This is a genomic window from Serratia sp. K-E0102 (genome assembly GCF_029962625.1).
Taxonomy (GTDB): Bacteria; Pseudomonadota; Gammaproteobacteria; order Enterobacterales; family Enterobacteriaceae; genus Serratia; species Serratia sarumanii.
Map to the genome: position 1 here is coordinate 2,407,856 of NZ_CP124754.1, position 24,532 is coordinate 2,432,387.

Annotated in this window: 22 protein-coding genes; 12 read left to right on the plus strand and 10 right to left on the minus strand. The window is 59.4% G+C overall.

Translation table 11 applies throughout. The annotated features are described in order from the left end of the window. Nucleotides 1–10 precede the first annotated feature (10 nt). The 4 genes from SSARUM2_RS11680 to SSARUM2_RS11695 all read right to left on the minus strand — a co-directional run bounded on the left by SSARUM2_RS11680 (nt 11) and on the right by SSARUM2_RS11695 (nt 2,638). The gene (locus SSARUM2_RS11680; RefSeq protein WP_033634445.1) at nt 11–451 is read right to left on the minus strand and encodes a toxin-activating lysine-acyltransferase; all 441 of its coding nucleotides are present in this window, start codon (nt 449–451) and stop codon (nt 11–13) included. 18 nt (nt 452–469) lie between these two features. Next, nucleotides 470–1,996: a hypothetical protein gene (locus tag SSARUM2_RS11685; RefSeq protein WP_060442939.1), complete on the minus strand. Its 1,527-nt coding sequence runs from the start codon at nt 1,994–1,996 to the stop codon at nt 470–472. Between the two features lie 82 nt (nt 1,997–2,078). Continuing rightward, on the minus strand, nt 2,079–2,366 hold the full coding sequence (locus tag SSARUM2_RS11690) for a hypothetical protein (protein WP_125460888.1): 288 nt from the start codon (nt 2,364–2,366) through the stop codon (nt 2,079–2,081). After that, nucleotides 2,363–2,638 (minus strand): hypothetical protein, encoded by a 276-nt coding sequence (locus SSARUM2_RS11695; RefSeq protein WP_060420559.1) that lies wholly within the window; start codon nt 2,636–2,638, stop codon nt 2,363–2,365. The genes SSARUM2_RS11690 and SSARUM2_RS11695 overlap by 4 nt, the downstream gene beginning before the upstream one ends. 316 nt (nt 2,639–2,954) lie before the next feature. On the opposite strand from SSARUM2_RS11695, the gene dcp reads away from it, so the two are divergent. Continuing rightward, nucleotides 2,955–5,156 (plus strand): peptidyl-dipeptidase Dcp, encoded by a 2,202-nt coding sequence (gene dcp, locus SSARUM2_RS11700; RefSeq protein WP_060430152.1) that lies wholly within the window; start codon nt 2,955–2,957, stop codon nt 5,154–5,156. A 71-nt stretch (nt 5,157–5,227) separates the two neighbouring features. On the opposite strand, the gene SSARUM2_RS11705 is transcribed toward dcp, so the two are convergent. The 5 genes from SSARUM2_RS11705 to SSARUM2_RS11725 all read right to left on the minus strand — a co-directional run bounded on the left by SSARUM2_RS11705 (nt 5,228) and on the right by SSARUM2_RS11725 (nt 10,030). Then, nucleotides 5,228–6,538, minus strand: coding sequence for an MFS transporter (locus tag SSARUM2_RS11705; RefSeq protein WP_033655189.1), 1,311 nt, complete (start codon nt 6,536–6,538; stop codon nt 5,228–5,230). 142 nt (nt 6,539–6,680) lie between these two features. Next, entirely contained in the window at nt 6,681–7,310 is a 630-nt protein-coding gene (locus SSARUM2_RS11710; RefSeq protein WP_033655190.1) for an N-carbamoylsarcosine amidohydrolase, read from the minus strand. 9 nt (nt 7,311–7,319) lie between these two features. Next, nucleotides 7,320–8,021 carry an Asp/Glu racemase gene (locus tag SSARUM2_RS11715; protein ID WP_169541415.1) on the minus strand — a complete coding sequence of 234 codons (702 nt, stop codon included), beginning with the start codon at nt 8,019–8,021 and terminating at the stop codon, nt 7,320–7,322. A 66-nt stretch (nt 8,022–8,087) separates the two neighbouring features. Continuing rightward, a complete protein-coding gene (locus tag SSARUM2_RS11720) occupies nt 8,088–8,882 on the minus strand; it encodes an alpha/beta hydrolase (RefSeq protein WP_039566278.1) in 795 nt (264 codons plus the stop codon). Continuing rightward, nucleotides 8,879–10,030: an FAD-dependent monooxygenase gene (locus SSARUM2_RS11725; RefSeq protein WP_060438692.1), complete on the minus strand. Its 1,152-nt coding sequence runs from the start codon at nt 10,028–10,030 to the stop codon at nt 8,879–8,881. Before SSARUM2_RS11725 ends, SSARUM2_RS11720 begins: the two co-directional genes overlap by 4 nt. A gap of 327 nt (nt 10,031–10,357) precedes the next feature. Between SSARUM2_RS11725 and SSARUM2_RS11730 the strand changes: the two genes are divergently transcribed. The 5 genes from SSARUM2_RS11730 (at nt 10,358) to SSARUM2_RS11750 (ending at nt 17,109) form a co-directional block, all read left to right on the plus strand. Beyond that, a complete protein-coding gene (locus tag SSARUM2_RS11730; RefSeq protein WP_015377796.1) occupies nt 10,358–11,416 on the plus strand; it encodes a 2,5-dihydroxypyridine 5,6-dioxygenase in 1,059 nt (352 codons plus the stop codon). Nucleotides 11,417–11,482: 66 nt separating this feature from the next. Continuing rightward, nucleotides 11,483–11,956: a MarR family winged helix-turn-helix transcriptional regulator gene (locus tag SSARUM2_RS11735; protein WP_033634451.1), complete on the plus strand. Its 474-nt coding sequence runs from the start codon at nt 11,483–11,485 to the stop codon at nt 11,954–11,956. 85 nt (nt 11,957–12,041) lie between these two features. Beyond that, nucleotides 12,042–12,584 (plus strand): (2Fe-2S)-binding protein, encoded by a 543-nt coding sequence (locus SSARUM2_RS11740; RefSeq protein WP_033648245.1) that lies wholly within the window; start codon nt 12,042–12,044, stop codon nt 12,582–12,584. Next, nucleotides 12,577–16,149 (plus strand): molybdopterin cofactor-binding domain-containing protein, encoded by a 3,573-nt coding sequence (locus SSARUM2_RS11745; protein WP_060452968.1) that lies wholly within the window; start codon nt 12,577–12,579, stop codon nt 16,147–16,149. The genes SSARUM2_RS11740 and SSARUM2_RS11745 overlap by 8 nt, the downstream gene beginning before the upstream one ends. A gap of 99 nt (nt 16,150–16,248) precedes the next feature. After that, complete coding sequence (locus SSARUM2_RS11750) at nt 16,249–17,109, plus strand: alpha/beta fold hydrolase (protein WP_033655284.1); 861 nt, start codon at nt 16,249–16,251, stop codon at nt 17,107–17,109. Here the strand turns inward: SSARUM2_RS11750 and SSARUM2_RS11755 are convergent. Beyond that, complete coding sequence (locus SSARUM2_RS11755; protein ID WP_060452969.1) at nt 17,093–17,998, minus strand: LysR substrate-binding domain-containing protein; 906 nt, start codon at nt 17,996–17,998, stop codon at nt 17,093–17,095. The two genes, SSARUM2_RS11750 and SSARUM2_RS11755, sit on opposite strands and share 17 nt — an antisense overlap. 107 nt (nt 17,999–18,105) lie before the next feature. Between SSARUM2_RS11755 and SSARUM2_RS11760 the strand changes: the two genes are divergently transcribed. From SSARUM2_RS11760 to SSARUM2_RS11785, 6 genes are all read left to right on the plus strand, one after another. Further along, nucleotides 18,106–18,852: a sulfite exporter TauE/SafE family protein gene (locus SSARUM2_RS11760; protein WP_033655282.1), complete on the plus strand. Its 747-nt coding sequence runs from the start codon at nt 18,106–18,108 to the stop codon at nt 18,850–18,852. Nucleotides 18,853–19,117: 265 nt separating this feature from the next. Next, nucleotides 19,118–19,348 carry a hypothetical protein gene (locus SSARUM2_RS11765; RefSeq protein WP_226907363.1) on the plus strand — a complete coding sequence of 77 codons (231 nt, stop codon included), beginning with the start codon at nt 19,118–19,120 and terminating at the stop codon, nt 19,346–19,348. A 52-nt stretch (nt 19,349–19,400) separates the two neighbouring features. Next, nucleotides 19,401–19,667 carry a hypothetical protein gene (locus SSARUM2_RS11770; RefSeq protein ID WP_033638479.1) on the plus strand — a complete coding sequence of 89 codons (267 nt, stop codon included), beginning with the start codon at nt 19,401–19,403 and terminating at the stop codon, nt 19,665–19,667. A 60-nt stretch (nt 19,668–19,727) separates the two neighbouring features. Further along, nucleotides 19,728–21,005 carry a TcdA/TcdB catalytic glycosyltransferase domain-containing protein gene (locus SSARUM2_RS11775; RefSeq protein ID WP_060452970.1) on the plus strand — a complete coding sequence of 426 codons (1,278 nt, stop codon included), beginning with the start codon at nt 19,728–19,730 and terminating at the stop codon, nt 21,003–21,005. Nucleotides 21,006–21,109: 104 nt separating this feature from the next. Continuing rightward, complete coding sequence (locus SSARUM2_RS11780) at nt 21,110–22,384, plus strand: HlyD family secretion protein (protein ID WP_060418555.1); 1,275 nt, start codon at nt 21,110–21,112, stop codon at nt 22,382–22,384. Beyond that, complete coding sequence (locus SSARUM2_RS11785) at nt 22,377–24,476, plus strand: peptidase domain-containing ABC transporter (protein ID WP_060452971.1); 2,100 nt, start codon at nt 22,377–22,379, stop codon at nt 24,474–24,476. The genes SSARUM2_RS11780 and SSARUM2_RS11785 overlap by 8 nt, the downstream gene beginning before the upstream one ends. The last annotated feature ends 56 nt before the right edge of the window (nt 24,477–24,532 follow it).

A 24,532-nucleotide genomic window follows, 5' to 3' on the forward strand; every position in this document is an offset into this window, starting at 1 on the left:
TTATTTTTCTTTATTTTTTTACCGTCATCAGTTTGCCCGTTCGGCGGGAACGCCATACAACCGTGCGACGTTCTGCGATTGGGTGAACTGTTTTAAGGTGTTCCAAACATAAATGCGCGCTGCCTGGCTTGCAGCAAAAATCTAAAATACACAGCGTGCCGCCCTCATCCCATTCTGAGGTATGGAGAAGAAACTGCGGATCGTTAATAAATCGACCCAGCGTCTCATCTCTCAGGTAGGCCCAGGTTATATATCCTAACGGATTGTCCAAATGGTCGAATAATATTTTGAATTGGTTTTGATTAATCGCTTCCTGAGTCCATAGCTGCAACGTTTTTATATGGTACAAACTGTAATTTTTATTCATCAGCATACAGTTAACGGCGAAGCCCAGGCTCTCGTATTGACTGAACTTACTTTTACCCTGCTGGTTTTCTTTGATAAAACTCACGAAATATCCTCAGCGTTATTATTGTAATACGTTGATCGCCTGGCGCTCGAAACGATCCAGATAGGTTTGCAACTGTTCGCTGATCTCGCTGACTTCACCGCGCCAGCCGGCAATTTCTTGAAAAATCACTTCACGGCGCATGAACGCGCGGGAGCCCAACCTTCGGGTGACGGTCTGCTTCATCGCCTGTTGTAATCCGGCGGCGGTTTGATCCGCTGATGTTTCCTGAAGGTACTTCGCGTATAACCGCTGGAATGCCAGAGAAAATTTCTCCTCCGCTGTCGTACCCTGTTGTTCGGCGGAAACCCTTACGGGCGAGTCGATGAGCCGATGCAACAGGGCAATCGCCGGATGAGCATTCCCCTGGCCCAGACCTTGTCGACGGCTAAAGACGCCAGGAGCCAAATCGAACATTTTTTGCAAGCGTTCGCCTAAGGCGAACCATTCAGCGGTGAGAGGCAGGCGTTGTAAAAATGCAGGGGCAAAACCCGCCATACCGAGATTATCCAGCAGGCAGGCTCGCTTGTAGGCCATACTAAAGGCCGCGCCGATGCCTTGGTGCGCTGCCGCGAGAAATGCCGGGCCAAATTGATGCTTGGCTAAATAAAAAGCGAGATCTTGCATGCCTCTCAGCAACAAAGGGGCGTCTTCGTTGAGTTTGTTGTGCTGAATGTAGCTGCGGCCGGGATCTCGACGTTCTGCGGGAAAAACGCTGCGAACACCATGAAAGTCCAGCAGCCTGCCGGCCATATCGCAATTGGAGGGTGAGGTCATCATCACCAAATGGCGGGTACGGCAGTAAGCTATCTGCGTCGCAAGGCGCCGGGCAAGCTCGCAGAGCCCGTAGAATGCTCGTTCTTCCTGCGGCAATGCCAACCAGCGCACAGCGTCAAACTCAGAGGGACGAGGCAAAAAGGACGGTGCGGCGACAATGAGCTTTTCGGTCCGCTCAATATCCGAAGGCTGCCTTTGCATCGCATCATGAGGATGATAGTAGGGTGCGCGGCAAAAATGTGCAGGGCGCACGACGGGTTCGCGCACCAGCAACGCCTTGTGGTTATGGACATCTCCCGCCGATGCAGGAGAGAGGGTGGCGATGGGGTTGTCGGTCAGCAAGATCGCCTTATTGGGCACGGCGCCGTAAGGCAGCAGTTTGGCCATGACGTTTCCCCACAATGCCTCCAATACTGCGCCGGTCATTGTCAACTCGCCATCGACATGCTTTGCCCCTTGACCGACTAACGCATTGGCTCCGATGCCTTTAACCTGCCATCGCCCATCAAAGCCACAGCGTGCGCCACCGCCGTTGCGCGAAATAGCCCCGCCGCCATAACGTTCGGCGAAAAAGACTTTTTCATCGTTTAAGAGCGGCGTGCCGTCATCAAAAATAGCATGACGATTATTTTCTTCGATGAGATAGCTGGCCTCATTTTTCAGTTCGTCCTGCTCGGCAGGGCTTAATTCGTTGTGCCAGAGTAATTGAGAACCTGTCTTTTTTGCGACAAAAGGAATCAAGCTTTCGTGAAGCATGGCGAGGTTTTTCATTTTTTTAATCGTTATTTTTATGGGCGCAGGGCAAGTTAAATATCGGCCTTATTTTTCAAGGGATAATAAGGCCCACGTTTTTTTAATTTGAAGAATCCGGTGTTGAAAGTGACGACGACGGTGAAGGGCGACCACCGCCACTGCCATTCCATGTTGGGCCCATGGGAACCTGTGGAATAGCAACGTTAACGGGCATGTGCGGTGCGGCCTGAATAGCGATTTCCGTGCCCACGCCCACGGCTAATGATACGGGGGTGGGCAATTTCGCTATTGTGCTCAGGCTGCCGACAATAAGTGAAGTCGGATTATAAGAATCATTGCCGTCAGAACCGTTAATACATGACAACTCAACTTCCGTTAAGGCTCTCATTTAAGCTCCTTCTTGCGAGAGGTAATAGATAACACAAGCGAAAAAATAACTGCCATCGACAAACCATACATTGCCGTGATTTTAAGGGCGGCCGTATCCAAAAGGATCGCTTGGCGCTGCAGGCAGTAGTCTAAAAATACGGCAAGGGGGAATATCAAGAACAGCATGACGATATGGTACGTGCGCAAGCCTTTTTTCTTCGCGTTTTTATAAGTTGCACTGATAATGAGGATGAAAATGACAATAAGAACTATTTCCGTTATAAGCTGCAATTTGATTAGCTCCATTAATCAAAATTTACATCAAGTTACATTGAGTAACCTGATAAGTCAACAGGGTATTTTATGATTCTTCTTTATTTATCAATGGCATTGAATTAATTTCCTATAAACTAATTACATTATGTGACTATATGTTGGTGATAAAAAACAAAGATGTCACTGGAGCTTCTGGCAGCGGCCGGCGAGGCGGCTAACTTCTAATCACTTGTTTTTGCTCAAACTGCCAACTGCACCTAAGCTAGGAGGTGACTCAGAGGGAGCGATTCCCCGAGACCTTATTCCGTGAACATGGAGGAGTTTCGATTTGATGCGTTTATCCACATTGGTGCTGGCGATCGGCATGGCGCTGGGCTCGCAGGCACAGGCAGCAGAAACCCAACCTCACGCCGACCATAGTGCACTGCCCAGCGGCCAGGCGAAGGAGGCTAACGTGACCGGTGAAGCCAATCAGCACGACAAGCAAAAGACTCAAAATCCGTTCTTCTATCAAAGCCGTCTGCCGTTCCAGGCGCCGCCGTTCAACCTGATCAAGGAGAGCGACTACGCGCCGGCGATCGCAGCGGGCATCAAGCAAAAGCGGGAAGAGGTGGAGAAGATTGCCAACAACCCGGCCAAGCCTAATTTCAAGAATACCTTGGTGGCGCTGGAGCAGGCTGGTTCGTTGCTGACGCGGGTGATGAACGTGTTCGGCGCCATGACCTCGGCCAACACCAGCGACGCGCTGCAAAAGCTGGATGAAGAAACCTCGCCGAAGCTGGCGGCGCTGAACGACGACATCATGCTCAACGGCAAGCTGTTCGCGCGCATCAAGGCCATCTATCAGGATCGCGATGCGCTGAAGTTGGATCCGGAGTCGCGCCGGCTGGTGGAAGTGACCTACAAGAACTTCGAACTGGCGGGCGCCAACCTGTCGGACGCCGACAAGGCCAAGCTGAAGGCGCTGAACCAGGAAGCGGCGACGCTGAGCACCCAGTTCACCAACAAACTGTTGGCGGCGAGCAAAAACGGCGCGCTGGCGATAACCGACCAGGCGAAGCTGGACGGCCTGTCGGAAGGCGAGCTGGCTGCGGCGGCCCAGGCGGCCGCCGAACGCAAGCTGGAGAAACAGTGGCTGCTGGTGCTGCAAAACACCACGCAACAGCCGTTGCTGCAGAGCCTGAAAGATCGCGACACCCGCCAGGCGCTGTTCGACGCCTCCTGGACGCGTGCGGAGAAGGGCGACGGCAACGATACCCGCCAGACCATTTCCCGTCTGGCCAAGGTGCGTGCCGAGCAGGCCAGGCTGCTGGGCTACCCGAACTACGCCGCCTGGAAACTGCAAAACCAGATGGCCAAGACGCCGGATGCCGCGCTGAGCTTTATGCGCAACATCGTGCCGGCGGCCACCGCGCGCGCCGAGCGTGAAGCCAAAGACATTCAGGCGGTGATCGACCAGCAGAAAGGCGACTTCAAGGTGCAGGCCTGGGACTGGCAGTTCTATGCCGAACAGGTGCGCAAGGCCAAGTACGATCTGGACGAGTCGCAGATCAAGCCTTACTTCGAGCTGAACAACGTGCTGAACAACGGCGTGTTCTACGCCGCCAACCTGCTGTACGGTATCAGTTTCAAGGAGCGCAAGGACATCCCGGTCTATCAGCCGGACGTCAAGGTGTACGAAGTGTTCGACAAGGACGGCAAGTCGCTGGCGCTGTTCTACACCGACTACTTCAAGCGCGACAACAAGGGCGGCGGCGCCTGGATGAGCAACTTCGTCGATCAGTCGAAGCTCAACGGCACCAAGCCGGTGATTTACAACGTCGCCAACTTCACCAAACCGGCGCCGGGCCAGCCGGCGCTGCTGTCGTATGACGACGTAATCACCATGTTCCACGAGTTCGGCCACGCGCTGCACGGCATGTTCGCCGATCAGGAATACCCGAGCCTGTCGGGCACCAACACCGCGCGCGACTTCGTCGAGTTCCCGTCGCAGTTCAACGAGCACTGGGTCAGCGATCCGAAAGTGTTCAGCCACTTCGCCAAGCACTACCAGACCGGCGAGGCGATGCCGCAGGAACTGGTCGACAAGATCAAGAAGGCCGACAAGTTCAACAAGGGCTACAGCATGACCGAGCTGCTGTCCGCCGCGCTGCTGGACATGCACTGGCACATGCTGACCGCCGATCAGCCGCAGCAGGACGTGGACAAGTTCGAGGCCGAGTCGCTGCAAAAAGACAAGGTCGATCTCAGCTACGTGCCGCCGCGCTACCGTTCCAGCTACTTCCAGCACATCTGGGGTAACGGCTATGCCGCGGGCTACTATGCCTATCTGTGGACGGAAATGCTGGCGGACGACGCCTTCCAGTGGTTCACCGAACACGGCGGCCTGACCGCCGAAAACGGCCAGCGCTTCCGCGACATGATCCTGTCGCGCGGCAACAGCCAGGATCTGGAGAAGCTGTACATCGACTGGCGCGGCAAAGAGCCGAGCATCGAACCGATGCTGATCAACCGCGGGCTGAAGGACGAGTAAGTTCGGCCACTCCCGGTAAGCAAACAAAAGGGCGCGTTATGCGCCCTTGGTCTTTTTGGCTTGGTCGACATTCAGCGGTTCACCACCTTGGCCGGCAGGGCCACCACCAGCAGCGAGCTGAGCAGCAGGCAGCCGGCGAAGGCCCAGAGCGCGCCGCCGCTCTTGCCGGTCAGATCCAGCGCCAGCCCCATCAGCGAATTGCTCACCAGCCCGGCGATGTTGGCCAGCGAACAGGCCAGCGCGAAGCCGGTCGCCGCCGCCGTGCCGCGCAGGAAGGTGGCCGGCAGGCTGAAGAACACCGGCACCGCACCGATGATCGCCGCCTGGGCGATGGAGAACAGCAGCACCGTGGCCAGCGCGTTGTGGGTAAAGAAGGTGCTGCCGGCCATCGCCAGCGCGCCGACGATAAACGGCACGATGATATGCCAGCGCCGTTCGCGCAGCCGGTCGGAACTGCTGCCGATCAGCAGCATGCCGAGCAGGGCGGCGACGCTGGGGATCGCCGTCAGGTAACCGATGGTGGTGATGTCGGTGACGCCGGCGGTTTTGATGAAGGTCGGCATCCAAAAGCCCATGGCGTAGGCGCTGAGCAGAATGGCGAAGTCGATGCCGCCGAGCATCCAGACTTTCAGGTTGAAGAAGCCGTCGCGGAAGCTGTGCTTGCCGTGATCGGCCTCGGCGTCGTCGCGCGCCAGATCGTCGGCGATGCGCTGTTTCTCCTCGGGCGTCAGCCACTTGGCCTGCTGGTAGGTGTTAGGCAACAGCCAAAAGGTCAGCACGCCCAACAGCACGCTGGGAATGCCCTCCAGCAAAAACAGCCATTGCCAGCCGTGCAGCCCGTGAAGCATGTCGAAATGGCCCATGATCCAGCCGGACAGCGGCCCGCCGATCACGCTGGACAGCGGCAGGCCGATCATGAACAGCGCGATGATGCGGCCGCGGCGATAGGTCGGGAACCACAGCGTCAGGTAAAAGAGCACGCCGGGCAAAAAACCGGCCTCCGCCACGCCGAGCAGGAAACGAATGACGTAGAACTGGGTCGGCGTGGTGACGAACATGGTGGCGGTGGACAACAGCCCCCAGGTGATCATGATGCGGGCGATCCACATTTTGGCGCCGACGCGCTGCAGGATCAGGTTGCTCGGCACTTCGAACAGAATATAGCCGACGAAGAACAGCCCGGCGCCGAGGCCGAAGGCCGCTTCGCTCAGCTGCAGCGCGTCGGCCATCTGCAGCTTGGCCAGCCCGACGTTGATGCGATCGAGGTAGGCCGCCAGGTAACACAGGCAAAGAAACGGGATCAGTTTCCAGGTGATTTTGCGGTACAGCAGCAGCGATTCTGCGTCCGCTTTCCCCGCCAGCGGGGTGTCGACAATGGCCATGATGTTGTCTCCAGGTGGTGCGTGTTGGCCTCCGCAGGAGGCGCCTGTTGTGTTTGCGTTGCAGGGGCGCCGCCCTGTTTCGGGCGGTCGCGTGAGGCGCTGTTTGCGCCTTCGTTATTGTCGTTGCAGGTGAATCCTTGACTCATAACCGGTTCAGGTAGTCGAGCGCCTCCCGTTTGTGCACCACGTCGCCGTATTTGCTGTCGATATCGAACAGGTTGGCTTCGTGCGGGCCGGGGTGACGATCGCCGACGCACTCGCGCACCACCATGGCGCGAAAGCCGTGCTGCACCGCGTCCACCGCGCTGGCGCGGATGCAGCCGCTGGTGGAGCAGCCGATCATCAGCAGCGTGTCGATCCCTTGCGCCACCAGCAGCGGCGCCAGCGCGGTGCCGAAGAAGGCGCTGGCGTATTGCTTGCTCAGCACCACCTCATCGGCCAGCGGCGCTACCGCCGGGCAGAACGCCGCCAGCGGGTTGCCCGCCACCATGTCCTTCATCACCGGCGCTTTTTTGACCCACAGACCGCCATCGGCAAAATGGCCTGCATGATAACGGATATGGGTGTGGATGACAGGAATTCCCGTGCGGCGCGCGCAGGCCAGCAGCTCGCGGCTCTCCTCGACCGCGCTCACCACGCCCGGCGCGAACAGCGGCGCGCCTTCGGTGGTGTAGGCCTGCATAAAGTCGATCGCCAGCAGCGCCGGGCGCCGGCCGAAGCCGATACGCTGGCCCCAGACGCCGCGGTAGTTGTCGCTGAGGGTGTCGTTCATTCTGCCTCCTCAATAGGCGCCGGACAGCAGGGCGCCGGCGCCGGGAACGATCGGTTCCAGCTCCAGCGCGGTCAGCATCGCGTAAGTGGTGGCGATGGCGGCGGTGATCACCGGCTTGCCGGTTTGGGCCTCCACCGTCGGAACCGCCGGCAGCGAAGGCATCTGCACGCAGGCGGACAGCACGATAGCATCGACCTCGCGTAAATCCATCTCGGCGACGATCCCCGGCAGCCTGGCCGGATCGTGCCGGCCGACTTCGAGGTTGTCCGGGATCTCCAGCGCGCGCCATACCTTGACCTCAATGCCTTCGTGCTGGATGTAGTCCACCACCAGCTGGGTCAGCGGTTTCATATAGGGCGCCACCAGCGCAATGCGTTTGGCGCCGATCACCTTCAGGCCGTTGACCAGCGCGCCGGCGCTGCTGATAACCGGCGCGGCGGCCTGATTGTCTTTCGTCACCTGCGCCAGCCGAGCCTGCGATTCGCGGTGGTAGCCCAGCCCCATCGCCATGATGGCCACCAGGCAGGCGTAGCCGAGCACGTCGACCCGCGCGTCGGACAGCTCCAGCGCGCAGCGATCGGACTCGGCGTCCATCGCCGCCAGCTCTTCTTTATTGACGTGTTTCATGCGCATGCGGCTGGAATGAAAGGTGAAGCGCTCCGGGCGTATCAGCTGGCGCGCGCCCAGCATCGCCGGGATCTCGGTTTCCATCGTGGTGTTGGAGCTGGGCACGATCTGGCCGATGCGGTAGTGGTTGCTCATGTCGGTGTTCCTCAGTTAATCCAGAAAATCGCCCAGGGCGCGGAAGAAGCCGTCGAAGTCGTCCCACGGGATCATGTGCCCGGCGTTCTCGACCTCGACGATGGCGATCTCCGGCTGCAGCGCGCGGATCTCCGCCCGGTCTTCGGGCTGAATGACGCCGCCTTTGCCTGCGGCCATCAGCAGCGTCGGCATGGTCAGCAGCGGGTAGTCGCGGTGGCTGTCCACCTGATGAAAATCGTCGTAGGCGCGTTGGATCGCCGGCTCGTAGCAGGTGTGCAGCCACTCGGCGCGCAGCCGGCGCTGCTCTTCGCTCCAGGTCGGGCAGAAGGCGCGCATCTGCTCGGCGCTCATGCCCGGCAGCGACTGCCGGATCGAGTCGGCGTACCACGGCCATTGGCCGGGATAGGCGCGGCGGCCGGGGCCGGAAACCGGCGGATCGACCAGCACCAGCCGCCGCACGCCGGCGGGCTGCAAAACGGCGGCGCGCAGGGCGAAGCGGGCGCCCATCGAATGGCCGAGCAGGGCGTAACTGTCCAGGCTCAGCGCGGCGGCGAAGGCGTTGACGTCCTGCGCGCAGGTCTCCGCGTCATAAGCCAGTTCCGGGCCGCTGGACGACAGACCGCGGCCGCGCACGTCGAGCACGTAGACGTCGTATTTTTCCCCCAGCCGCTCGGCGACGAAGCCCCAGGTGATCGCCGGGCTGGTGATACCGGGGATCAGGATCAGCGCCGGGCCGTGGCCGCCGTAGCGCAGGTAGTGTTGGCGAATGCCGTTGGCGTGAACGTGGGCGCCGTAGAGGAAAGTGCTCATGCGGCGTTCTCCGATTTCAGCGCTTGCGCGTACAGGTCATAGCCGTAGACCCAGGCCGGATCTTCCTGGGTGCGCAGGAAGGTGTTGGCGTTGGACACCGCCTGCACCTGTGAAGCGCGCTCCTTGCGGTTGGCTTCATATAGCTGGAAGGCGGTGCGGTAGTCGCCAAGGCCGGTTTCCTGCAGGCAGCGGGTCAGCATGGCGGCGTCTTCGATCGCCATCGCCGCGCCCTGCGCCATGTGTGGCTTCATCGGGTGGCAGGCATCGCCGAGCAGCACCAGGCGGCCCTCGCTCCACAGCGGCAGCGGTTTGCGGTTCAGCAATGGCCATTTGGTGACCTGCTCGCTGGATTCGATCAGCGCCTGCACGATCGGGTGGTAGCCGGCGAAGGTCTCGAACATCTCTTCGCGGCTGCTGTCGATGAAGCTGCCCTGGAAATCCCAGGCCGGGTGCGGCACGCCGCTGACGTAGTAATACTCGTCGCGCCGTTGGGTGGTGTAGTAGACCATCAGATGGCGGTCCGCCGACCACCACTTCACGCAGTCTTCGAACGTAAGGTTGTATTTCGCCAGCTTCTCGCCGCGGATCAGCGCGCGGTGGGCCACCCAGCCGCTGTAGGTCGGCGCTTCGGCGCCCAGCAGATGTTCGCGGATGCGCGAGTTGATGCCGTCGGCGCCGATCACGATGTCGGCGTGGGCCGAGGTGCCGTCGATGAAGTTCAGCACCACCTCGTCACCGCGATCTTCAATCTTGCTCAGGCATTTGCCGAAGTGCAGGGTGCCGGGCTGCAGCGCGGAGAGCTGCAACGCCTGCAAATCGCCGCGGTGCACCGTCACATAGGCGGCGCCGTACTCCCGGCGGGCAAAGCCGCCCAGTTCGATGCGCGACAGGTAGTCGCCGCTTTCGGCGTCGCGGCTGAACCAGAAATCGGGATGAGACGCCATCTGCTCCAGCCGCTGCTCAATACCGAGCCGGCGGAAAATCTTCAGTACGTTCGGCCCCATGTGAATGCCGGCGCCGAGGCGCGAGAACGCCGGGCTCTGTTCATACAGATCGACGGTAAAGCCGGCTTTTTGCAGCAGCCCGGCGGCGGCGGCGCCCCCCAGCCCGGCGCCGACGACGGCGATGCGTGGTTGTTTGCTCATCATGTTTCCCCTGTCTGTTGGCTTTTTTCAGCGTAGGTCCAACGCATGGCTGGACGATCGATTTATAGTGTATGCACTAGATAACGCAAAGTTGCAAAAGTGTTAAATCAGATCTTGCTCACGCTAATTGACAGCGCTTTACTGTTAAACTCATGTTAATCACAGGATTGACAAGGGATGAAATAGGACTTTCTTATGGTGGATATTCGCAGCTTGCTTTCCTTTGATTTTTTGACTTAGATAAAAATGAGTGTGTTCACTTTAAATTGTTTGAAAAATCACCGCCACCTTGCGGGCGGCGGACACCCTTGACGAGACAGGAGACAGGCCATGGCGGTCAATGAAACCCAGTTGGTACAGCTGTTCGAGCAGGTGCTTACGCTGTCGAAGGTCGATGCTTCGCAGAGCGTGGCGATTTTGAAAAGCCATTATTCCGATGCGCGCACGGTGCGCGCCGCGACCGACGCGGCGCTGCGGCTGGGCGCCAGGGTGTATGCCGTCGAGCTGCCGGCGTTCAACCATCCGCGGGCGATGGGCAACGACATGACCGCCTATTGCGGCGATACCGCGCTGACCGGCAACCTGGCGGCGCAGCGTGCGCTGGAGGCCGCCGACCTGATCGTCGATACCATGATGCTGCTGCATTCGCCGGAGCAGGAGCAGATCCTGAAAACCGGCACCCGCATCCTGCTGGCGGTGGAGCCGCCGGAGGTGCTGGCGCGCATGTTGCCTAACGCGGAGGACAAGGCGCGGGTGCTGGCCGCCGCCGCCGTGCTGGAGCAGGCGAAGCTGATGCAGGTGACCTCCGCCGCCGGCAGCGATTTCCGCGCGCCGCTCGGGCAATACCCGACGGTGACCGAGTACGGCTATGCCGATGAACCGGGGCGCTGGGATCACTGGCCGAGCGGGTTCCTGTTCACCTGGCCGAATGAGGAGCAGGCGGAAGGGGTGTTGGTGCTGGAGGTCGGCGATATCTTGCTGCCGTTTAAAAGCTACGCGCGCGAACGCATCACGCTGGAGATCGAACAAGGCTTCGTCACCCGCATTCACGGCGGCTTCGAGGCGGAATACCTGCGCGAATACATGAAATACTTCGACGATCCGGAGGTGTACGGCATCTCGCATATCGGCTGGGGCCTGCAGCCGCGCGCCCAGTGGACGGCGATGGGCCTGCACGACAAGAACGACGGCATGTGCATGGACGCGCGCGCGTTCTACGGCAACTTCCTGTTCTCCACCGGGCCGAACACCGAAGTGGGCGGCACGCGCAAAACGCCTTGCCATATGGACATCGCGCTGCGCCGCTGCGACATCCGCCTCGACGGGCAAACGGTGGTGGCGGACGGGGAAGTGGTGGCGCCGGAGGCCTCGCGCGTGCGTCGGGCTTAATCGTTGCTGCCAACGGCGGGGGTTTGTACTATTCTCGTGAATTCCATAGATGGTGAGAGTAACGCAATGACGCCCCCCGAATACCCGTCAGCCGTGAGCGGCCAACCCGAAAATTATCATTTTACCGAGCAAGTCGGGCACCTGCTGCGCAAGGTTTATCAGCGCCACCTGGCGATTTTTCAGCAAAACGTCGGCGATTCGCAGCTGACGGCGGTGCAGTTCATCACCCTGTGCGCGGTGCGCGATATGGGGCCGAGCTCGCTGACCGAGCTGGTGCAGGTGACGGCGGTGGATCAGGCCACCATACGCGGCATCGTCGAGCGGCTGAAGGCGCGCGATCTGATCACGGTGACGCCGGATCCGGTGGATCGGCGCAAGGTGGTGGTCGGCCTGACCGACGCCGGCGCCGTGCTGCTGACGGAAACGGTGCCGCAGGCGGCGAAAATCACAGAGCTGACGTTCGGCACGCTCAACCCGGCCGAACGGATAGCGCTGATATTCCTGCTGAATAAAATGCTGGAAGATCCGCCCACCGGCTGATTCGCCCGCGCAACGTCGGTTGCCTGGTGGTCGGTGGCGAGAGGCCAGCCCATAAGACCATCAAGTGCAGGCGGAGACGCGAACAATGGCGATATCTGAAGTGCAGTCGCCCAGGGAAGGCGCGAAAACCACGCTGACGGAGCATCCGCTGATGCTGTCGGTGAACGGCGAACAGCTTCATGCGCAGGTGATGGCGGATACGCCGCTCTTGCTGGTACTGCGCAACGATCTGGCGCTCAACGGCCCGAAATACGGCTGCGGCCTGGGCGAATGCGGCGCCTGTACCGTGTTGATCGACGGCGTGGCGGCGCGCTCCTGCGTGATCCCGGCGCTCGGCGTGTCCGGCCGGGCGATCGTGACCCTGGAAGGCCTTGGCGATCGCCAGCGCCCGCACCCGGTGCAGCGCGCCTTTATCGAAGAGCAGGCGGCGCAATGCGGCTACTGCCTCAACGGCATGATCATGACCACCAAAGCCCTGTTGGATCGCAATCCCGCCCCGAGCGAGGCGGAGATCCGTCAGGCGCTGTCCGGCAACCTGTGCCGCTGCGGCACCCATCTCGAAATCCTGCGTGCGGTTCAGCGCGCCATCATTCTCTGCCGCGATGAGGGCGCCCACGCTTATGACTGATTCCCGTCCCTCATCGCCGAGCCAGGCCGAATTGCTGCAGCGCGACGGCGTGCTGCTGATCGTCGACAGCGTGCAACCGCCTTCGGGGCCGGTGCCCAAAGGGCAAGCGCCGGTGCTGAAGCCCAGGGAGCAAGGGCTGTTTATCGCCCTGTGCGACAGCGGCGAAATCTATGCCTTTAACGGCCATGTCGATCTCGGCACCGGCGTGCGCACCGCGCTCGGCCAAATTGTCGCCGAAGAGCTGTACCTGCGCATGGATCAGGTACAAATGGTGTTGGGCGATACCGAGCGCGCGCCGAATCAGGGCGCCACCATCGCCAGCGCCACGCTGCAGATCTCCGCCGTGCCGCTGCGCAACGCCGCCGCCGAAGCGCGCCGTTGGCTGTTGCGCCAGGCGGCGCAGCGCTTCGATGCGCCGGTGGAACAGCTGACGCTGGAGGAGGGCGTGATCCGCAGCCCGCAGGGGCAGGCGCTGAGCTACGCCGAGCTGGTGGCCGGCGGTCATGTCGAGCTGTCGATTTCCGGCGACGCACCGCTGAAACCGCAGGCGGAGTATCGCCTGGTGGGCACCAGCGCCGCGCGCGTCGATATTCCGGCCAAGGCGACCGGTGAAATCACCTATGTACACGATATGCGCCTGCCGAACATGCTGCACGGCCGGGTGGTGCGGCCGCCCTATTCCGGGTACGACAGCGGCGAATTTGTCGGCACCAGCCTGCTGGCGGTGGATGAAACCTCGATCGCGCATATTCCCGGCATCGTCAAACTGGTGGTGATCGGCGATTTCATCGGCATTGTCGCCGAGCGCGAAGAGCAGGCGATCAAGGCGGCGCAGGCGCTGCAGGTCAGTTGGAAAGACTGGCGGCGCAATTTGCCGCAGATGGCCGACGTGGCGCAGGCGCTGCGCGACAACCCCCATTCGACCCGGGTGGTGCACGATACCGGCGATGTGGACGCGGCGCTGGCGACGGCTGACAGGCGTTTCACCCGCAGCTACCTGTGGCCGTATCAGCTGCATGCCTCGATTGGCCCTTCCTGCGCGCTGGCGGACTACCGGCCGGAGCGCCTGCAGGTCTGGTCGGGCAGCCAGAACCCGCACCTGCTGCGCGCCGATCTGGCCTGGCTGCTGGAATACCCGGAAGCGCAGATCGAGATCGTTCGCATGGAGGCGGCCGGTTGCTATGGCCGCAATTGCGCCGATGACGTCTGCGCCGACGCGGCGCTGCTGTCGCGTGCGGTGGGCAGGCCGGTGCGGGTGCAGCTGACCCGCGAGCAAGAGCATGTGTGGGAACCGAAGGGCACCGCGCAGCTGATGGAGGTGGACGGCGGGCTGGACGCCGCCGGACATCCGGTCGCCTACGATTTTCGCACCTATTATCCTTCCAACGGCGCGCCGACGCTGGCGCTGCTGCTGACCGGCCGGGTTGAACCGCTGCCGGTGGCCTATGAAATGGGCGACCGTACCTCGGTGCCGCCTTATGAATATCCGGCGCTGCGCGTCAGCATCGAGGACATGGCGCCGATCGTGCGCGCCTCCTGGATGCGCGGTGTTTCCGCCTTGCCGAACACCTTCGCCCACGAATCTTATATCGATGAGCTGGCCCACGCCGCCGGTGTCGATCCGCTGGAATATCGACTGCGCTATATCGATGACGAACGCGCCAGTGAGCTGATGCGCAGCACGGCAGAACGCGCCGGCTGGACGCCGCATACCGAACCGATGCAGACCCCGGCGGAAGACGGCGTGCTGCGCGGGCGCGGCTTTGCCTACGCCCGTTACATCCACAGCAAGTTTCCCGGCTTTGGCGCGGCCTGGGCCGCCTGGGTGGCCGACGTGGCGATCGACAAAGCCAGCGGCGAAGTGGCGGTGACGCGCATCGTGGTCGGCCACGACGCGGGCATGATGGTCAACCCGGACGGCGTGCGCCACCAAATTCACGGCAACGTATTGCAATCGACCAGCCGGGTATTGAAAGAACGCGTGACCTTTGAGGAATCGACGGTCTCCGCCAAAGAATGGGGAGCTTACCCGATCCTGACCTTCCCGGAGGTGCCGGAAGTGGACGTGGTGATGATGCCGCGCCCTTACGATCCGCCGCTGGGCGCCGGGGAATCGGCGTCGGTGCCCAGCGCGGCGGCCATCGCCAACGCGGTATTCGACGCTACCGGCATTCGTTTTCGCGAGCTGCCGATCACCTCGGACAAACTGCGCGAGGCGCTGAACGGGCCGGACGCCGAGCGGCAGACCGCCCCGCCCAAGAAAAAGAAGCGCGGCAAATGGTGGTTCGGCGGTGCGGCGGGGCTGTTCGGCGCGGTGCTGGGCATCGCCGGCAGCGCCTTGCCGTGGCGGGCGGAGATCGCGCCGGTGGCGACGCCCGGCACCGGCACCTGGTCGGCGGCCACGCTGGAGCGCGGCCGCCAGTTGGCCGCCGCCGGAGACTGCGCGGTTTGCCATACCGCGTCGGAAGGGGCGACCAACGCCGGCGGGCTGGCGATGGCGACGCCGTTCGGCACGCTCTACAGCACCAACATTACCCCGGACGTGGCAACCGGCATCGGCAACTGGTCGTTTACCGCGTTCGATCGGGCGATGCGCCAGGGCATCGCCCGCGACGGCCGCCATCTGTATCCGGCATTTCCTTACATCGCCTTCAGCAAAATGACCGACGGCGACATGCAGGCGCTGTACGCTTATCTGATGTCGCAACCGGCGGTGCGCCAGAGCAATCCGGCCAATCAGATGCGCTTCCCGTTTAACCTGCGGCCGCTGATGGCCGGCTGGAACGCGCTGTTCCTGCGCCAGGGGGAATATCAACCCGATCCGCAACAAAGCGCGCAGTGGAACCGCGGCGCCTATCTGGTCAACGGGCTCGGCCACTGCGCCGCCTGCCATTCGCCGCGCAATCTGCTGGGGGCGGAAAAGGGCGGCGCGGCTTTCCTGGCGGGGGGAATGGTGGACGGGTGGGAAGCGCCGGCGCTGAATCAATTGGCCAATGCGGACAAGCCCTGGACCGAGGAACAGCTGTTTCAGTACTTCCGCAGCGGGCATTCCGCCGAGCACGGCGTGGCGGCCGGGCCGATGGGGCCGGTGGTCAGCGAACTGGCGACGTTGCCGCAGAGCGATCTGCGGGCGATGGCCAACTATGTGATGTCGCTGAGCACCAAGGCGACGCTGAATGTGGAACCGCAGGCGCAGTTGGCGGCCCGCGCCTTGCCGGCGGCGGGGCAACTGGCCGGCGAGCGGTTATTTCAGGGCGCTTGCCAGGCCTGCCACAGCGCCGCCGCCGGCGGGCCGCAGCTGTTCGGCGTCAGTCCCGATCTGGCCAATAACACCAATATCTTCAGCGATCGCCCCGATAACCTGATCAAGGTGATCCTGCAAGGGATCCCCAAACCGGCTACCGCCGAATTGGGCTTTATGCCGGGCTTTAAGGACAGCTTTTCCGATCGGCAGGTGACGGCGCTGGTGAATTATCTGCGCCAACGCTATGCCGGCGACAAACCGGCCTGGCGCGACGTGGAGGCGCAGGTGGCACGGCTGCGCGCGGAGCCGGGGAATCATTAACATTGTAAATTGTTACATTGGGTTATTGACTGGCGGCGCTCATTTGGTGATTAATGTTAGCCTGATTTTTACCTTACCTATAAAAAACAGGAAGTTAACATGGCATTAACCACGCATAAAATGGAAAGCGGCCTGGCCGTAACAGTTCGTTTACCTGAGAATCAGGCCAAGGTTCCGGCGATTATTCTGTGTCACGGCTTCTGCGGCATTCAGGAGCTGTTGCTGCCGGCCTTTGCCGAGGCCTTCGTCAACGCCGGTTTTGCGGCGGTGACGTTTGACTATCGCGGCTTCGGCGCCAGCGAGGGTGAACGCGGGCGGCTGGTGCCGGCGCTGCAGATTGAGGACATTCTGGCGGTGAGCCGTTGGGTGCAAACGCAGCCGCAGATCGACAGTGAGCGCATCGGCCTGTGGGGCACATCGTTTGGCGGTTGCCACGTGTTCGGCGCTGCCGCGGCCGATCCGGCCATCAAGTGCATCGTTAGCCAGCTGGCCTTCGCCGACGGGGAAACCATCGTGACGGGGAAAATGGCCGCTGACGAAAAACAGGCGTTTATCGCCACGCTGGACAAAATGGCGGAGAAGAAACAGGCCACCGGTAAAGAGATGTTTGTCGCCGTCACCCGGGTGTTGAGCGATGACGAGTCGAAAGCGTTCTTCGAGGAGAACAAGGCGCGCTACCCGGCGATGGACATCAAGATCCCGTTCCTGACCGTGCGCGAAACGCTGCGCTATCAGCCGCGCGACAATGCGGCGCGCGTCACATGCCCGGTGCTGGTGGTGGTGGCGGGCAACGATACCGTCAATCCGCCGGAGCAGGGCATCGCGCTGTATGAGGCGGTAGGCAGCGCGAAAAAGGCGCTGCACGTCGAGCAGAATGCGAAGCACTACGACATGTACGCCGGCCCGCATTTCGCCGGCATCATCGGCCGTCAGATCGCCTGGTTCAACGAGCACCTGTAATACCGTCCTCCTCCTGGCGCAGAAACGCCACCAGCCGCTGCACCGGCAATGGCAGCTGCGCCCGTTCGCGCACCACGATCGACAGACGGCGGATCGCCCAGTCGTCCGTCAGCGGCAGGGCGTTGCGCAGGATCTCGGGCAGCCGCCGGGCGCTCTCTTCCGGCACCACCGCCAGCCCGGCGCCGCGCAGCACCATGCGGCAGATGGCGTCGAAATTGGCGGCGCGCGCCCGCAGCCGCATCGGGCCGCCGCTGCGTATCGCCAGCTGCTCCAAATGCTGTTGCAGCGCGCTCTGTTCCGGCAGGCCGATAAAGTCGAAAGGCAGGGCGTCCGCAAAGCTGAGCTGGCGGCGGCCGCTGAGCGCATGCCCCGGCGGCAGCGCCAGCACCAGACGATCCTGCCGGAAGGGGTAGCTTGCCAGCCCGCGCAGATCGGCATGATCCGCCACGATGCCGATATCCGCCGCTCGTTCGGCGATCGCCTGCGCGATGGCCGGGCTGGGCAGCTCCTCCAGCGTGATGTCGGTGTACGGATGCAGCACCAGAAAATCCGCCAGCAGTTCCGGCAGAAAAGCGTCGGCGGCGACGGTATTGGCGACGATGCGCAGCTGGCTGCGCTGGCCCGGTGCGAACTCGGCCATGTCGCCGCGCAGCCGGTCGCGCTGCTGCAGCAGCACGCGCGCGTGTTGCAACAGGCGTTCACCGGCGGGCGTCGCCTGGACGCCGCGCGGATTGCGCGTCAGCAGCGCCACGCCGGCCTGTTGCTCCAGCCCGCGCATGCGTGCGCTGGCGGCGGCCAGCGACAGCCCGACGCGCTCGGCGCCGGCGGTGATGCTGCCGGTCTCGAGCACCGCCGCCAACAGCCGCAGATCGATAAAGTCAAAATGCATGCGTTCTTCCTCTGTCTTTGCCGCAGGCAGGCTCTGCCATTGCCGCATTGTGCCGCGGCGCGGCGCCGGCCACAATCGGGCCGTTGATTCGCCATAAGGATAGACGCATGTCGCTGACGTTACTCGAAATTGTCGCCCTGACGGGCATTTTTACGCTGGCCGGCACGGTCAAAGGGGCGATCGGTTTGGGGTTGCCGACGGTGTCGATGGGGCTGCTCAGCCTGATGATGCCGCCGGGGCAGGCCGCCGCGCTGCTGCTGTTGCCCTCATTGATCACCAACCTGTGGCAACTGCTGTGCGGGCCGCGGTTGGGGGCGCTGTGCCGTCGGCTCTGGCCGATGATGCTGTGCGTCACGCTGGGAACCTTGCTGAGCGCCGGCACGCTCACCGCCATCGACGGCCGCCTGGCGCCGCTGGCGCTGGGCATTTGCCTGACCGGCTATGCGCTGTTGGGTTTTACCCGTTTCGACTGGCGGGTTTCCGCTGCGGCGGAGCCTTGGCTGGGGCCGCTGTGCGGCCTGTTGACCGGCGTGCTGACCGGCGCCACCGGCGTGTTCGTCATACCGGCGGTGCCTTATTTGAACGCATTGGGTCTGGCGCGTGACGATCTGGTGCAGGCGCTGGGGCTGTCGTTCACCGTCTCGACGCTGGCGCTGGCCGCCGGATTAGCCTGGCATCAGGCGCTGCCCGGCGCGTTGCTCGGCGTTTCGCTGTTGGCGCTGCTGCCGGCGTTGGCCGGCATGTGGCTGGGCGGGATCGCGCGTCGTCACAGCAGCCCGCTGATTTTTCGTCGCCTTTTCTTTATTGGGTTATTCATCTTGGGCGTTGAGATTATTTGGCGTTCAATTAATTGAATCGATAGCATCTACGTGTAATCAGGTTCGGTATATTATTCTGGTTTTTATTCTAATATGATTGTTTTCGATATTTAAAATACACTTTGCTTATTGGTTTGTTTATGAAATACAGAGTGGTTATGGATTGTTATTAGTGTATTTTACTTTTGCAACTACAACCCGTTTTAAACGGGGTAACCCCAGTGAATCCATAGGAGAATATTGATGAAGGAAATTTTAAGCAGCCAACTCGATGCGGTGTCGGGTGGATGGCAGGATCGAGATGGGAGTGGAAAAAGATCGTCTGATAACGGAGGCTCCGGTTCTTCAAGTCGCGGCGGAAATAACGGCGGTGACCGCGGGCTTCAGTCATTCCTGTCAAAAAACAGCCCTTATGGCAGTGGTTCCGGTGCCGGTGGTTTCTGGGGGAATGGCGGTTCTGCAAGAAATGGGTACGGCGGCAATGGCACTGGGCCGAGAGAAGCCAGAGAATTCGGAACCAAACGCTAATTAACCGATGCAATCCCAGCACAGAAGTAAAATTCTGTGCTTTTATGGGGTATATGATGAATAGATATGTTGTTTTTATAAAGAGTGATGAATCAAAAGTGCTAAGAAAGGACGTGGTTACACGCGAAATTATTAAGGATATGAAGCGGAAAGGCTTCAGAAAGCATCATGTCGAAGTAGAGGCTGATAACGAAAGCGATGCCATTAACAAATTAAATAAGAACAGCAATGACTATTTGGATTCATTGAAAAATTTTTCCGGTGATTTATTGCTCTGTTCTATTTGTGTTATTGTGATGGCGATCGTCTATTTTTTTAGCTAAGCCATAATCCAGCATTGAATCATTCAAGTTTTCCATACTATAGTTTTCGTGGTGATTTAAATGAGCCATCAGGCATTGGGTATTGATTTATCAAAGGTAGAAAGGTTATCCGTTCCAAATATCCTGCATTTTGTATGGATTGGTGACTTAAATGAAGTAAATACGCATTATATCGACATATGGAAAAAAACAAACAAAGATAAGCAGATATTCTTTTGGTATGACCAAGACTCTTCACTGTGCCATTTGCTAAACAATGCCATACGCGATTTCGTCAGCGTCAAAAAAATTAAAAATAAAGACAAGGCTGAATTAAAAATAAAAAATCATGCCTTCAAATATATATATCCAAAAATAAAGGCAGGTTTTTCTTTTGATGAGCTCGTTATTGAATTCTTAACCAAGCATGAAATCCCTTATCAGAGGCCGCCAAAAGCGATTGAAGACGCATGGTTTGGCAACAGAGGTTTTATAAAAAAGTCTATAACGGAGCTTTTTTGCAACGATTTCGATGATTTTATGAAGTATTATTACTATGAGATTATATTAAGGCATAACATTGCCAGTGCAAGTGACATTGTCAGGCTTTTAATTATCTATCAGTATGGCGGCACTTATATAGATGTTGATACGCTCCCATATATTGATAATATATATCACAAATTAAACAAATATATAAGAAAAAAGGGCATTGTCGAGAGTGACTCCTTTCTATTGTTTAAAACCGTATGTTTTTTAAAAAAGACAAATTCAGAAGGGGTGCTGCCTGAAGTCGTGATCGGCTGCGATGAAAATGAGTTAGGGGTAGATGCTGTTGGATTTGAAGAAATCAAAAGGCTTATCGAACTGGATCTCACTGATTTTTCTCTGGATATGATATTGCCATTGGGTGAGACATACGTTCATAAAAATTTATTGGCGCTAGGATCACTCAGAAGATTTAAAGGTGTTTATTTTAATAACTTCATATCCTCTCACCAAAAATCCAAGGCGGTAAGGATCATTCTTAGAGTAATGAAAAAAAGATACCGCTTTTTAGAAAAAAATAATTGCATATTTGACTGTTATATTGATGATGGGTCAAGGTGTTATCTGACCAGGATCTTACCATGGAGGAATGAGTTAACAACAAGGAACTATTGCGTTACCTCGGTCTTAACTGGGCCGGGTTTAATTGTTGAGGTTTTATTGGGGTTGGCTTATAAGGCCTTTAATATTGGGTGTCTGATAGAGCCCTCCAGCATTGCGGAATATATGCAAAATCCTGATTTTGGAATTGCATTGTTTCAACACACCATAGATACCCCTGATGGCGCCTATTCCACGTGGCGCAAATAAAAAGGGATGGTTTGTGATGCAGATTAACTGACGTTCCGCTTGTTTGATTACCAATGCAATAGCCTGTGAATTTGAATATTAGCTTTCAATAAGGGACGCTGATCATGTTTCGCCAGGAAGCGATCGATAATCAGAAAATGAAATGGCGTGGTCGGGCCATCCTGCTACCCGGTATTCCCTTTTGGCTCACGGCAGGGCTCTGCCTGTTTTTTCTCATTGCTTTTCTCACCTTCGCAATCGCCGGCACCTATACCCGGCGGGTCAACGTGACCGGCGAAATCAGCACCTATCCCCGGGCCGCCAACGTCTATTCCGCCGTCCAGGGGGTGGTGGTCAAACAATTCGTCACTGAAGGGCAGGTGATCGCCGCCGGCGCGCCCATTTACCAGATTGACGTCAGCAAAAGCACCCGCAGCGGTGTAGTCAGCGATAACCAGCAGCGGGATATCGACGGCCAGCTGGCGCGCATTGCGCAAATCATCAGCCGGCTGGAAAGCAGCAAGCAGGCCACGCTTACCATGCTGGAACAGCAGAAGGCGCAGTATACCGCCGCGTTCACCCGTTCAACCGACATCCTCAAACGCGCCCAGGAAGGGATACGCATCATGAAGGAAAATATGGAGAATTACCGGCACTATCAAACCAAGGGATTGATCACTAAGGATCAGCTCACCAACCAGGTGGCGCTGTATTACCAGCAGCAGAACAACCTGCTGGGCCTGTCCGGCCAGAACGAACAGAATGCGCTGCAGATCACCGCGCTGGAAAGCCAGATCCATATCCAGGCCGCCAACTTCGACAACCAGATTTACCAGATGGAGCTGCAGCGCCACGAGCTGCAGAAGGAGCGGCTCAACATTGATGCCGGCGGGGCGATCATCGTTCGCGCGCTGGCCGACGGCCGCATCGATTCGCTGAGCGTCACGGTTGGCCAGATGGTCAACGTCGGTGACAGTCTGCTGCAAGTGATCCCTCACAATATCGCTCACTACGCCCTGGTGCTATGGGTGCCCAACGACGCCATCCCCTACATCGCCGCCGGTGACAAAGTCAATGTGCGTTATGACGCCTTTCCGGCGGAGAAATTCGGCCAGTTTGCCGCTACGGTATCCGTCATCTCCAAAGCCCCGGCCTCACCGCAGGAAATGCTGACCTACCAGGGGGCGCCCAAAGCGGCGCTGACCGCCGCCGTGCCGTACTACAAGACGATCGTCATTCCGGAAAAACAGGTCATTGCCTATGACGGTAAACGTCTGAGCCTGGAAAACGGCATGAAAGCGCAAAGCACCCTGTTTTTGGAAAAAAGGCAGATTTATCAGTGGATGTTGTCACCGTTCTACGACATGAAACACAGCGCGACGGGGCCGATCAATGAGTAAGCCCACGTTCAAACAGCGGATCAGCCAGCTGGATCTGCGGCTGCGCCACCGGGTTCCTATGGTGCACCAGACCGAGTCGTCAGAATGCGGGCTGGCCTGCCTGGCGATGATCTGCGGTTACTATGGTAAAAACGTCGACCTGATCGCGCTGCGTCGGCAGTTCAGCCTGTCGACCCGCGGCGCCACGCTGACCGGGTTAACCGGTATAGCCGAACAGCTGGGCCTGGCCACTCGCCCTCTATCACTTGATATTGACGAGCTCAGCGCGCTGAAACTCCCCTGTATTTTGCACTGGGAGTTCAACCATTTCGTGGTGCTGGTCAGTATCAAGGGGCACCGCGCGGTGCTGCATGATCCGGCGCGCGGGCGCCGGGCCATCAGCCTGACGGAACTGTCGCACAGTTTTACCGGCGTGGCGCTTGAGGCCTGGCCCGGCAGCGCCTTCACCGCCGACAGCGTCCGCCACCGCATTCACCTGCGCACGCTGATTGGCAGCGTACACGGTCTTAAGGGGGCGCTCGGCAAAATCTTTTGCCTGTCTCTGGTGTTCGAAACCATCAACCTGGTGATGCCCATCGGCACGCAGCTGGTGATGGATCACGCTATTCCCGCCGGAGATCGCGGGTTACTGACGCTCATCTGCGTTGGCCTGATGCTGTTCATCCTGCTGCGGGCAGCTGTCGGCATGGTGCGCGCCTGGTCCGGGCTGGTCATGTCGACGCTCATCAACGTGCAGTGGCAATCCGGGTTGTTTACCCACCTGTTGCGCCTGCCGCTGGGCTACTTTGAACGACGCAAGCTGGGTGACATTCAGTCGCGCTTCGGCTCGCTGGATACGCTGCGCAGCACCTTCACCACGAGCATTGTCGGGGCCATCATGGACGGCATCATGGTGATCGGCGTGCTGGTGATGATGGTGCTGTATGGCGGCTGGTTGACCTGGGTGGTGATTGCGTTCACCGCGATCTACGTGCTGATGCGGCTGCTGACCTACGGCTATTATCGCCAACTGTCCGAAGAAGCGCTGGTCAGGGAGGCCCGCGCCGGCTCGTATTTTATGGAGACGCTGTACGGTATCGCCACCGTCAAGATGCAGGGCATGGCGGAACGTCGCATTGCCCATTGGCTCAACCTTGAAATCGACACTATCAATACCGGTATCCGGGTCACCCGCATGGACATGCTGTTTGGCGGGATCAACACCTTCATTGCCGCCTGCGATCAGGTCGTTATTCTTTGGCTGGGAGCCAGCCTGGTGATCGATAACCAGATGACCCTCGGCATGTTCGTGGCGTTCGGCGCCTTTCGCGGGCAGTTTTCCGACCGCATCGGGTCGCTGACGGAATTTTTGCTGCAGCTGCGCATGATGAGCCTGCATAACGAGCGCATCGCCGATATCGCCTTGCACCCACGAGAAAACCGTAAACCGGACCTTCCTTACGCGGCGGGCCTGCAACCTTTGGGATTGACGACCCATGCCCTGAGCTATCGTTACGACAGCCAGTCACCGGCGGTCTTCGATGCCTTGGACATCAGTGTTGCGCCGGGCGAGAGCGTGGCCATCGTGGGCCCGTCGGGCGCCGGCAAGACCACGCTGATGAAGGTGCTGTGCGGGTTGTTTCCCCCGGACTCAGGGCGGGTTGAGGTGAACGGCGTCGATATCCGGCAGCTTGGCATCAACAACTACCACAAGATGATCGCCTGTGTGATGCAGGACGACAAGCTGTTCTCCGGCTCGATCCGGGAAAATATCTGCGGGTTCGCGGACGAGGTGGACGACGCCTGGATGGAAGCCTGTGCCCGTGCCAGCTATCTGCACGACGTGCTCATGCGTATGCCGATGGGGTATGAAACCCCGATCGGCGAACTGGGGGAAGGATTGTCCGGCGGGCAGAAGCAACGCCTGTTCATTGCCCGGGCGATTTACAAGAAGCCGGCGATTTTGTTCCTGGATGAGGCCACCAGTGCGCTGGATAAGGAGAGCGAAGCTGTGGTGAATCAGGCCATCAAGAGACTCAATATCACGAAGGTGATCATTGCCCACCGTGAAACGACCATTGCGTCGGCAGATCGGGTCATCCATTTTGGATAAGGGGGGATATCACCAGCGGCACCGGCCGTTAACCCTGTTTTGCCCCCTAAAAACCC